This is a genomic window from Dysgonomonas sp. BGC7, from assembly GCF_001261735.1.
GTDB lineage: Bacteria > Bacteroidota > Bacteroidia > Bacteroidales > Dysgonomonadaceae > Dysgonomonas.
Map to the genome: position 1 here is coordinate 98,087 of NZ_CVRP01000009.1, position 11,112 is coordinate 109,198.

At 36.4% G+C, this 11,112-nt stretch carries 11 protein-coding genes; all 11 read left to right on the forward strand.

Annotated features, from left to right (window positions below; all coding sequences use genetic code 11):
- Positions 1 to 7 precede the first annotated feature (7 nt).
- Complete coding sequence (locus tag BGC7_RS09015; RefSeq protein WP_050701252.1) at positions 8 to 1,759, forward strand: tetratricopeptide repeat protein; 1,752 nt, start codon at positions 8 to 10, stop codon at positions 1,757 to 1,759.
- A complete protein-coding gene (locus tag BGC7_RS09020; RefSeq protein ID WP_050701253.1) occupies positions 1,759 to 2,604 on the forward strand; it encodes a lipoprotein insertase outer membrane protein LolB1 in 846 nt (281 codons plus the stop codon). The genes BGC7_RS09015 and BGC7_RS09020 overlap by 1 nt, the downstream gene beginning before the upstream one ends.
- Positions 2,601 to 3,878, forward strand: coding sequence for a murein hydrolase activator EnvC family protein (locus BGC7_RS09025; protein WP_050701254.1), 1,278 nt, complete (start codon positions 2,601 to 2,603; stop codon positions 3,876 to 3,878). Before BGC7_RS09020 ends, BGC7_RS09025 begins: the two co-directional genes overlap by 4 nt.
- Before the next feature lie 11 nt (positions 3,879 to 3,889).
- Entirely contained in the window at positions 3,890 to 4,708 is an 819-nt protein-coding gene (locus BGC7_RS17645; protein ID WP_082206597.1) for a WxcM-like domain-containing protein, read from the forward strand.
- A complete protein-coding gene (locus BGC7_RS09035) occupies positions 4,698 to 5,630 on the forward strand; it encodes a GNAT family N-acetyltransferase (protein WP_050701255.1) in 933 nt (310 codons plus the stop codon). The genes BGC7_RS17645 and BGC7_RS09035 overlap by 11 nt, the downstream gene beginning before the upstream one ends.
- A 177-nt stretch (positions 5,631 to 5,807) precedes the next feature.
- On the forward strand, positions 5,808 to 6,548 hold the full coding sequence (gene rlmB / locus BGC7_RS09040) for a 23S rRNA (guanosine(2251)-2'-O)-methyltransferase RlmB (protein WP_050701256.1): 741 nt from the start codon (positions 5,808 to 5,810) through the stop codon (positions 6,546 to 6,548).
- Between the two features lie 11 nt (positions 6,549 to 6,559).
- Positions 6,560 to 6,937, forward strand: coding sequence for a RidA family protein (locus BGC7_RS09045; protein ID WP_050701257.1), 378 nt, complete (start codon positions 6,560 to 6,562; stop codon positions 6,935 to 6,937).
- A gap of 74 nt (positions 6,938 to 7,011) precedes the next feature.
- On the forward strand, positions 7,012 to 8,076 hold the full coding sequence (ribD, locus tag BGC7_RS09050) for a bifunctional diaminohydroxyphosphoribosylaminopyrimidine deaminase/5-amino-6-(5-phosphoribosylamino)uracil reductase RibD (RefSeq protein WP_050701258.1): 1,065 nt from the start codon (positions 7,012 to 7,014) through the stop codon (positions 8,074 to 8,076).
- Between the two features lie 78 nt (positions 8,077 to 8,154).
- Positions 8,155 to 9,546, forward strand: a complete 1,392-nt coding sequence (locus tag BGC7_RS09055; RefSeq protein ID WP_050701259.1) for a DUF6242 domain-containing protein — start codon at positions 8,155 to 8,157, stop codon at positions 9,544 to 9,546.
- Positions 9,547 to 9,625: 79 nt separating this feature from the next.
- Complete coding sequence (locus tag BGC7_RS09060) at positions 9,626 to 10,330, forward strand: type IX secretion system protein PorG (protein WP_050701260.1); 705 nt, start codon at positions 9,626 to 9,628, stop codon at positions 10,328 to 10,330.
- A 16-nt stretch (positions 10,331 to 10,346) separates the two neighbouring features.
- Positions 10,347 to 11,096: an isoprenyl transferase gene (locus tag BGC7_RS09065; protein ID WP_050701261.1), complete on the forward strand. Its 750-nt coding sequence runs from the start codon at positions 10,347 to 10,349 to the stop codon at positions 11,094 to 11,096.
- The last annotated feature ends 16 nt before the right edge of the window (positions 11,097 to 11,112 follow it).

Below are 11,112 nucleotides of genomic sequence, written 5' to 3' on the forward strand. Positions count from 1 at the left end.
GCTTAGAATGCAAAGAAAAATATTTGTTTATATATTCTTCTATTTAGTATCATGTGCATTTGCTTTTGCACAAAACAAAGATTCGATAAAGACAGATCTTACACAAGCTGGACAAGAAGACAATCGGCGTAAGTTCGATTACTTCTTCTATGAGGCCATGAATGCTAAATCCTTAGGTAAATACGATGTCGTATACGACTATCTCAAATACTGTATGGCTATAGATTCGGCTAATGCAAATGTATTATATGAGCTTGGAAATTACTATAATTCAATAGATAGCAAAAGTAAAGCATTAGATTATTATCGCAAGGCTGTTAGTTATGCTGGTGATAATTATTCCTACAATATGGCTTACGCCTCTCTTTGTTTAGAGTTTAAGCAGTATAGTGATGCAATAGATCAATTCGAAAAGCTGGTACAAGAAGACCCTGACGATACGGAATTGTATGTTTACTTATCAGAATCGTATCGTATGGATGGTGATCTTCCGAATGCGGTGGCTACTTTAGATAAGCTAGAGCAAATAGTAGGACTTAATGAGAAAATCAGCCTTCAAAAGTATCAGTTGTATACAATGATGAAGCAAGAGAAGAAAGCTTTTGCCGAAATTCAGAAGTATATAGATAAATATCCGCGAGAGATTCGTTATCAGATTCTTCTTGGAGATTTGTATCTGCAGGCAGGTAAAACTCACGATGCATTTATAGTATATAGTAAAGCTAAGGCTATAGATCCGGAAGATCCGTACCTTATTTCGTCTATGGCTCAATATTATGAACAAACAAATAATAAAGCAGCGGCAGAAAACGAATTGCAGACAGCTTTGATCAGTCCTAAAATGGATATTGACACAAAACTGGCTATTCTAGCACAGTATGTTGGTACATTGCAGCAAACAAAAAAAGACACGAAAGATGCAAATGCATTGTTCGATACGTTGATGATACAGCATCCGCAGGAGCCTAAACTGAACTTGATGTATGGAAATCTCCTCATGATTCAGAATAAGAAAGATGATGCCAGATTTCAGTATCAACTTTTTGCCGAAGCCAATCCTACGAATCCTGTAGGATGGGAGCAAATGCTTTCAACCGTTTTTCCCGATAGTTTAGATATGACTATCGATGTTTGTAAAAAAGCAATATCCTACAATACCGATCAGCCACAGTTCTATTTCTATTTAGGGGTTTCTGAATATATGAAAGAAGACTACTCCAATGCATTAGATGCGCTGCAAAAAGGAGTTGTGTATGTTGATGAAAATAATAAAAGCTTACTTTCCGATTTTTATGGACAAATAGGAGACTTGTATTATCACTTAGAGAAGACAGATAGTGCATTTATTTTTTATGACAAAGCTCTGTCTTATAATCCTAACAATCTGGGTGTGTTGAATAACTACAGTTACTTTCTGTCTGTGGCAAAGAAAGATTTGAATAAGGCCGAAAAGATGAGTAGTATTACTGTAAAAGCAGAGCCTTCCAATCCAACATATCTGGATACTTATGGCTGGATACTATTTGAGCAAGGAGCTTATGTTATTGCAAAAATATATATTGAGAATGCAATAAAATACAGTGAAGAGAAAAAAGAAGAAATTAGCGAAGAGGTGTTAGAACACTATGGCGATGTTCTTTATAAAACCGATGAGCCGGAAAAAGCCTTAGAGTACTGGATAAAAGCTAAAGAAAAAGGAAAGAATAAATCGAAAACTTTAGATAGAAAAATAGAAACAAAAACTTACATTGCAGAATAATGATAGAAGTGAATAGACTAAATAAAATATTGTTGGCATTAGCCATTGTATTTTCTGTTTTATTGTTCAACGGATGTAAATCTAAAAAAATAGTAAGTTCGGAGAATGCTGAGCTGGAAAATAAAACTCATACAAAAGTAATAGATGATGTTTTAAATACAGAGATTCAGTATAATTCGATCTATTCTAAAGGAAGTATCTCTCTGAACGGAAGTATGAAACTTCCAGCTGTATATAAATTGATTAAAGACAGTATATTGCAAGCCTCTGTCCGAATCCCTTTTATAGGGGGAGAAGCTATGCGGATGACGATAACTCCTGATAGTATAATCATTATCGATCGGAGAAATAGACAATACGTAGCCGAAGATTTCAGGAATTCAGCTTTAGCAAAAAGCTTCGATTTTAATTTTTATAATTTACAGGCATTATTCACAAATAAGCTATTTCTTCCCGGAAAAAAAAATGTAGCTAAGTCTGAATATAATAAGATGGATATCTCTGCAACACAGACAATGTATATGTTGCAGACAAAAGATAAGAATAATATGAAGTATACCTTTGCAGTAGATGCTTCTAATCATATTGTATCTACTCTGATATACAATGGAGGTAAAAATATTACTTTAGAATGGACTTATAGTGACTTTATAGAAGATGCCGGTCGTACCTATCCTACAAGTATAATGGCTAAGGCGGATATTGCAAAGAAGCGCCTTAATCTGGGCTTTGTTTTCGATAAACTGGAGATTGATAAAGATTTTGATATAGATAATTCTGTAAGTTCTAAATACAAAAAAGTAAGTATCCTTGAATTGATAGAGACATATATAAAGTTGAAATGAGACTGTTAGTTTTTGTACTTATATTCCTTTTTGGTATCTCTGCCTTTGCCCAGACCTCGAGAATAAAAGAGCTGGAAAGGCAAAGGAAGGAGGCTTTGCTCGAAATTACGAATACAAATAAGCTCCTTACCGAAACCCGAAAGAGCACAAATACACTTTTGGACAGGATAAAACTAATATCTAATCAAATATTTTCAAGACAAAAAGTACTAGGACTACTGGAGCAAGAAATAGGAGGTATAGGAGTAGAGCAAACACGTATCGAAGCTGAAATAGTAAGCTTAGAGGCTGAACTTAAAGATAAACAAAGCAGCTATGCCAAAGCTATAGATGGAATGTTACAGAATCGTCAGAGCGAAAACCGTATTTTATTTGTGTTGTCGGGAAAATCTTTGACCGAATCATATAGAAGACTTCGTTATTTACGCGATTATTCTGAATGGAGAAAGGATCAGGCAAATGAAATAAAAGAGAAAAGTGCTAATCTTAAGGAGAGAAAAGAAGCTTTAAGTAAGACAAAAACTGAAAAAACAGCATTGCTAAATCAGCGAACAACAGAGCAGACTAATCTGAAAAAAGAAGAAGACGATTATCAGAAAGAAGTAACGGACGCTCAGAAAAAACAAAAAGACCTTCAAAAAATACTTAATCAGAAGCAACAACAAGCTAACGCTTTAGATAGGCAGATAGCTAAACTCATAGCAGAAGAAGTTGCCCGACAGGAACGAGAGGCAAAACGTATTGCGGAAGAAAAAGCTAAAGCAGAGGCTGCAAAAGGAAATAAAGGAAAAGAATCGAAAGAGAGAACTAAGCCTAGCATTACGGTGCCTAGCAAAAAAATGTCCTCTGAGAATGTTGTATTATCTAATAATTTCGCTTCCAACAAAGGTAAACTGCCTTATCCTATTTCCGGTAATTATGTTATTACTACCCGATTTGGTACTCATCAACATAGTAAGTGGAATGTGACTACATCCAGTAGCGGTATAGATATACGCTCACAGGCCGGAGCTGAGGCTAAAGCTGTCTTTAATGGAGAGGTTACGTATGTTGCTGCTATACCCGGATACAATACCTGTATTATAATGAGACATGGCAATTATTATACTTTTTATGGAAATATAGAAAGTATATATGTAAAGCAGGGAGACAAAATAAAAACAGGGCAATCTTTAGGGAAAGTATATACAGACCCTGATACGGGAGCATCTCAGATTCATTTTCAGCTTTGGCAAAAAACGACGAAACTCAATCCTGAGCCTTGGCTTAGATAATCTTTGTTGCTATGGCTAAAGAAAGGCTGATAGAGCTGCCCAAAATAGTTGATCGACGGGGAACCCTTTCTTTTTTAGAGGCAGGAAATCATATTCCTTTTAATATATCTTGCGCTTATTGGATTTATGATGTGCCGAAGGACAAGGAGAGGTTCGTTTTCAGAGATCAATATAAGTTCGTCATAGTCCTTTCTGGAAGTTTAGATGTTCTGTTAAATGATGGTCAGGAAAAAAGGAAATACACACTCAGTTGCCCTAGTGATGCTCTTTATATTCCAAATAAAGTCTACTGGAGTTTTGATAACTTCTCTGCGAATACTTGTTGTTTGATTATAGCGTCAGATATTTGTGGCGAATACAGTTCCCTATATAAGAAGTCTGCCACTAAACATTCTCCAATCATCGGAGAAAAAGAATATACTGTATTTGACTGCTCACTCATTCAACTTCCTACCATAGAAAACAATACTGGAGATATTGCATCTGTTAGCTCTTCCGAAAATATACCATTCCATATAAAACGATTATTTTATATTTATGATATTCCATTAGGGACGGAAAGAGGTATGCATGCTCATAAGTATTGTCACGAGGTGCTTATTGCAGCAATCGGTAGTTTCGAAGTGGAACTCAATGATGGAGCAAATAAGAAAACGGTTTTATTGAACTGCCCTACATACGGACTTTACATTCCACCTGGAGTGTGGGCTGTAGAAAAGGCGTATTCTTCAGATGTTACGTGTTTGGTGCTGGCTTCCGAAATATATGATGAGGAAGGCTATATTAATACATATTCCGAATTTAAAAAATATCGAAGGCATGAAGATTGAATTGTATAAGCCTGAATATAAGGTTGCCTGGGATGAGTTTGTAAGCAACTCGAAGAATGGAACATTTCTATTCTATAGAGATTTTATGGAATATCACCAAGATCGGTTTAATGATTATTCCCTTATGTTTTATATCAATGATATTCTTGTGGCAATAATGCCCGGCCATATAGAAAACAAAGTGTATTATTCTCACAAAGGGCTTACATATGGTGGTCTGATAATGAGTCCGAAAACGACAGCAGTAGATGTACTGAAAATCTTTGAACATCTTACTGTTACTTTTCGTCATCAGGGAATTAAAAAGGTTGTATATAAGGCAATCCCTCATATATATCATAATATGCCGGCAGAAGAGGACCTGTATGCTCTGTTTCGGTACAAAGCTATTCTTTCGGCACGAAGTATATCATCTTCGATCTATTTGTCAGATAAACCGAGATACTCGGAACTAAGACGGAGAAGTTTGAAAAAGGCAGAGAAGAATGGATTGGTTGTTCAAGAGTCTAGTGATTTTGCTTTGTTTTGGCAAATTCTGTCTCAGAATTTGGAAGAGAGGCATAATGTACAGCCCGTTCACTCATTGACAGAAATTGTATATCTGAAAGAGAAGTTTCCTGATAATATTCATCTGTATTTAGTTTCCGATAGCAATCAGACTCTAGGAGGATGCGTTGTTTTCGAAACAGAAAAGGTTTCGCATATTCAATATATAGCAGCAACGGCAGACGGAAAGAGCTTAGGTGCTGTAGATATTGTTATCGATTATATTATTAATATAGCATATCCGCATAAGGCTTATTTCGACTATGGCACATCTACCGAACAAGGAGGTATGTTTCTTAACGAAGGGCTTGTTTTTCAGAAAGAGGGATTCGGGGCAAGAGTTATAGTGTACGATACATATACAATAGATTTGTAAAGATGAATTAGCAAATGATATATAATCATTTTCATATTAGTCATACTTGCCGTATATTTGTTCTCATCTAAGATAAGTGATGTAGTACGAAAAAAAATAGAAGGTGTATTTCGTCTTGGATAGATGCGAAAAATGAATAAGACTCTGTAGAAAGCGACAATATATAAAGGAAAAAACATGAAAGAAAAAGAAATGATTTTCGGTATACGTGCTGTGATAGAAGCAATAGAAGCCGGAAAAGAAATAGATAAAGTAATTGTAAAAAGAGAGCTTCAAGGCGATTTGTCTAAAGAGTTGTTTTCGGTTCTTAAAACTCACAATATATCAGTTCAACGTGTTCCTAACGAGCGGCTGGATAGGTTTACCCGTAAAAATCATCAGGGAGTAATAGCGTTCTTATCAGCTATAACGTACGAAAAAATTGAAGATATCGTTCCTTTTTTATATGAGAATGGAAAAGATCCTTTTATTCTGGTTTTAGACGGTCTGACTGATGTGCGTAATTTTGGCGCTATTGCCCGAACCTGCGAAGTAGCAGGCGTAAATGCAATAGTGATACCGGCTAAAGGTAGTGTTACAGTAAATGCCGATGCTGTAAAAACATCTGCAGGAGCATTACTTAAAATTCCCGTGTGCAAAGAACAGAGCTTGACTCAAGCCATTCAGTTCCTTAAAAATAGCGGAATAAAAGTAGTTGCTGCTACAGAACGGGGTGCTGAAATGTATACGAAGGTTGATTTTCGTGGACCTGTTGCTTTTGTAATGGGAGCAGAAGATGTTGGTGTATCGAATGACAACTTGCGTATAGCAGATAATCTAGTGAAGATTCCACAGTTTGGCACCATCGGTTCACTGAATGTATCGGTAGCTGCCGGGGTACTCATTTATGAAGCAATACGTCAGAGAGAATCAAATTAAATATAGATATAATGAAAAAAGTAATAGCAACAACTAACGCCCCTGCGGCTATAGGCCCTTATAGTCAGGCAATAGAAGTGAACGGAATGTTATTCATTTCAGGTCAGATACCTATTGATCCGTCTACAGGTGAATTTCCTTCCGGAGGAATAAAAGAGCAAACAGAGCAATCGTTTAAAAATATAAAAGCAATACTGGCAGAAGCGGGACTAACTATGGATAATGTAGTTAAAACTACAGTACTGCTTGCTGATATAGCTTATTTTGGAGGAATGAATGAAGTATATGCAGAACAGTTCTCCGGCTCATTCCCGGCTCGCTCTGCATTTGCTGCAAGAGATCTTCCTAAAGGGGCAATGGTAGAGATAGAAGTAATAGCTGTACGCTAATTCTTGTATAAAAAGTCTTTTAAATAAAATATACTTACAATTATTGCGTTTCTGAATGTAGAAACTCGAAAAAGATGACTATTGACGAAAAGTATATGTACAGATGTTTGCAACTCTCCCTTAATGGAAGAGGTGCAGTAAGCCCCAATCCGATGGTGGGGGCGGTGATTGTACATAACGATAGAATAATAGGAGAAGGCTATCATCGTCAGTACGGTAAGGCTCATGCTGAAGTAAACGCTATAAGTAGCGTGAAAGATAAATCGCTATTGAAAGAGGCGACGATATATGTGTCGTTAGAGCCTTGTTCTCATTATGGAAAAACACCTCCATGTGCCCAGTTGATTATCGACTCGAAAATACCTCGTGTCGTAGTTGCATGCTTAGATCCTTACCCTGCTGTTTCTGGAAGAGGTGTTAGTATGTTGAAAGCTGCCGGAGTTAGTGTTGTCGTTGGGGTGTTAGAAGCAGAGGCTATAGAACTCAATAAAGAGTTTTTTGTGTCTCAAACCCAAAAGCGTCCTTATATCTATCTTAAATGGGCACAAACCCAAGACGGATTTATAGATAAAGATCGGGGTGATGGAGATAAGGCTGAGCCTACTCCAATATCCAATGAGTTTTCTAAAATGCTTGTGCATAAGAAGAGGTCGGAAGTGAGGGCAATCATGATAGGTACTAATACAGCAATAAAAGATAACCCTTCGTTAACCACTCGGCTTTGGAGTGGAAATAGTCCGATACGAGTAGTTCTTGATAGAACTCTGCGTATACCTTCTCAGTACAATATCTTTGATGGGAAAGTAAGAACAATAATTTTTACTGAAAAAGAACCTGGTAAAAGACTGGAGAATGTTCACTTTGAAGTTGTTGATTTTAATGAAAATGTATTCGAGAATATTTTTTCGAAATTGAATAATTATAATATTGATTCACTGCTTGTTGAAGGCGGTAGCGAACTGCTACAGGCTCTGATCGATAAAGGATTATGGGATGAGGCATATATAGAAACTTCAGACATCAGGTTTGGAGGGGGAGTGAAGGCTCCAAAAATTGCCGGAGCTATTGTGGAAGAACATCTTTGGAGGACGTCTAAACATGTTCATCTGAAAGGTTTTTGTAACTATAAAATTGTATAAATATTAGATTTATTGACGCGTAAGCCGAAATTCTTTCTATTTTTGCAAATTGATATTTGAATAAACTTATTTAAACTAATGAAATTTAGGCAAATTACTAAATTCTTGCTTCTTTTTGTTTTAGCCGCTTTAACTATCAGTTCTTGTAGCGACGACGAAGAAACGACAACAACAATAGGAAGTTCTTCTGATGCTCAGATTTATTCCTTCAAGTTAGCTGCAAAACCTAACAATGCTTTGGATTCTACAACTTATCCGCAGATAGCCAAAACAAAGTTCTCTATAGATCAGTTCAAGCTATTGATCTATAATGCTGATTCCCTCCCTTATAGAACGGCTATGAGAAAGTTCTATGCAACATTGGCTTTTTCCACATCGGGTACCAGTTCTATTCATTTGGTATATCCGGATACCATAATGGAATGGAATACAACAGATTCTGTAGATTTTTCCATTGCTACTCCTAAATTTCTGGTTACTGCCGCAGATGGATTAAGTAAAAAAGAATATACACTTGATTTAAGAGTGCATCAGGTTGATCCGGATACTCTTATTTGGGCGCCACAGGCCTTGTCCCTCCCGTCAACTGTTAAACAGCAAAAAACTGTACTGAAAGGAACAAGTTTCTATACGTTCTCTATTGATGAAGATAATGCATTCTATATAAGAAAGGCTACTACAACTTCAGCTGCTTATGATAATAAACAGATGGTTTCGGGTTTGAATGCCAATAATGTAGAATTGGGAAGTATGACATTATTTAAAGATAACTTTTATGCTTTAGATAAAGCTCATAATGTTTATAATTCTACAGATGGAATAAACTGGACTTTGAAACAAAGTAATGTCCTTACAATATTAGGTGTAGTGCCGGGACTAGCATCAGATGGAGATGAAGATAAGCTTTTGGTTATAACCGAAAATAATGAATTTGCAACTTTTGCTGATTATAGCTCGTCTATGCAAATTGTCCGAGCATTGACTTCGACTGAGTTGGATGGTAATTCAGTTCAAAAGGGTGTTCCATTCTCCGTATTTTCTTCTTCTGTCAACTTTGATCGTAAAAATCAGAATCTAAATATGCTTGCCGTTACCGCAGGTAAAACAAAAAGTGGAGTGAATTCTAATGACACTTGGATGTTTAGAGTAAGCGATACTAACGTGTTGCAGGTATCTGTGGCATCGAAGAATTCTATTTTTGCGGCAAATGAAGGAATTGTCACTTTCGTTTACGATGGATATTTCTATGCTTTAACAAAGAAGATCTTCTATAAGTCAGGTTTCTCTTTCAAATGGGCAGAGGCTCCTTCTAAAGAGCAATTTGTAGATCCTCTTGTGCCTAATGCATCTGGACAGTCGATAATAGTAGATGATAAAAATTATATCTGGATATTCGGTGGAGTAACAGGATCAGGTTCAGTGCCGTCAACAATATGGAAAGGCAGACTGAATAAGCTTTATACTAAATAAATTAAAGTCTTTGGCCTATATACTTTTTATGTTGCTTTTTGCGTTCTAAAGAATAATAGAATCAGGATTAGATTAGAAAATGAATAAGAAAATATATTTAACTACTATCCTATCCATACTATATTCTCTGTTTCTTTCAAATCAGATAATGGCGCAAGATGACTATAAGTATGAAATAGGAGGTATGGCGGGAACCTCATTTTATATGGGGGATGCCAACAAAAGCAAGCTTTATCAGCATCCGGGACTCTCAGCTGGGATTGTATTTCGGTACAATAAAGATTTGAGATGGTCTATAAAAAGTAATCTGGTGATAGGTAAGGTTTCGGGTGATACCCGCGATTCGGGGAATAAATTTCCTCTAGGACAGCAGACTTCCTTTAGTCGTATGTTCTATGAATTGGGGAGCCAGATAGAGTTTAATTTTTTTAATTATAGTGATAAATTTGCTTATTTGGGAACCAAACGTATTTCTCCCTATGTATTTACTGGTTTAGGTATTACTTTTGGATCGGGAGACAAAAAATATCTTGATGCGAATATTCCTATAGGGATAGGGGTTAAATATAAAATAAGGGATAGACTTAATCTAGGCTTTGAGTTCTCGTTCCGTAAGTTGTTTAGTGATTCTTTCGATGTTACAGAACGAACTGATTTCGACTTGGAAGAACCATATAAAATAAAAGGGAATATATTAAAGAATAATGATTGGTATTCTTTGACAATGATAAGCGTAACCTGGAATTTCGGAGCAAGAGTATGTCCTTGTTTAAATATAGATTAATAAAAAATAAGTATAGATGTCATATATTGACCAAATAGATAAAACGCGATTACCTAAACACATTGCTGTTATAATGGATGGCAACGGACGGTGGGCAAAACAACGTAACTTGGATCGTACGTTTGGCCACAAAGAAGGTGTTTCGGCTGTTCGCCGGGCTATTGAAGGGGCATCTCGGGCTGAGATTCCCTATCTTACACTTTATACATTTTCTACCGAAAATTGGAAAAGACCAGAAGAGGAAGTTAATGCTTTGATGGCTTTAATGATACAAGCTGTTGCGAATGAAACTCCCGAACTGGTTAAGAATAATATCCGAGTTAAAGTGATTGGGGATATAGACCGTTTGCCAGTAGCGACTAAAGAAGCATTAGATCATTGTTTGCAGACAACATCGGTTTGTACAGGAACTACTGTTATACTGGCTTTGAGTTATTCTTCCAAATGGGAAATAACAAAAGCTCTAAAAGATATAGTACACGATGTAGGCCTTGGAAAACTTACAGATAAAGAGATTAACGAAGAGTTGATAGAATCACATCTTTCGACGAAAGGTATTCCGAACCCTGATATCCTTGTTCGTACAGGAGGCGAGCTTCGTGTGAGCAACTTTCTTCTTTGGCAAATAGCCTATTCAGAGCTTTATTTTACAGAAGAACTGTGGCCAGACTTTAATGAAGAATCTCTCTATCGGGCAATTGTAGACTATCAGAGTCGGGAGCGCAGATTTGGAAAGACCAGTGAACAAATTTCAAAGAAATCATAATTTAGTTAGAGACCAA

Excerpts from the sequence above, each read along its gene's own strand:
- BGC7_RS09065 (WP_050701261.1), top strand. The coding sequence starts at position 10,347 with ATGTCATATATTGACCAAATAGATAAAACGCGATTACCTAAACACATT.
- BGC7_RS17645 (WP_082206597.1), top strand. The coding sequence starts at position 3,890 with ATGGCTAAAGAAAGGCTGATAGAGCTGCCCAAAATAGTTGATCGACGG.
- BGC7_RS09055 (WP_050701259.1), top strand. The coding sequence starts at position 8,155 with ATGAAATTTAGGCAAATTACTAAATTCTTGCTTCTTTTTGTTTTAGCC.
- BGC7_RS09035 (WP_050701255.1), top strand. The coding sequence starts at position 4,698 with ATGAAGATTGAATTGTATAAGCCTGAATATAAGGTTGCCTGGGATGAG.
- BGC7_RS09045 (WP_050701257.1), top strand. The coding sequence starts at position 6,560 with ATGAAAAAAGTAATAGCAACAACTAACGCCCCTGCGGCTATAGGCCCT.
- BGC7_RS09020 (WP_050701253.1), top strand. The coding sequence starts at position 1,759 with ATGATAGAAGTGAATAGACTAAATAAAATATTGTTGGCATTAGCCATT.
- BGC7_RS09015 (WP_050701252.1), top strand. The coding sequence starts at position 8 with ATGCAAAGAAAAATATTTGTTTATATATTCTTCTATTTAGTATCATGT.
- BGC7_RS09025 (WP_050701254.1), top strand. The coding sequence starts at position 2,601 with ATGAGACTGTTAGTTTTTGTACTTATATTCCTTTTTGGTATCTCTGCC.
- rlmB (WP_050701256.1), top strand. The coding sequence starts at position 5,808 with ATGAAAGAAAAAGAAATGATTTTCGGTATACGTGCTGTGATAGAAGCA.
- ribD (WP_050701258.1), top strand. The coding sequence starts at position 7,012 with ATGACTATTGACGAAAAGTATATGTACAGATGTTTGCAACTCTCCCTT.
- BGC7_RS09060 (WP_050701260.1), top strand. The coding sequence starts at position 9,626 with ATGAATAAGAAAATATATTTAACTACTATCCTATCCATACTATATTCT.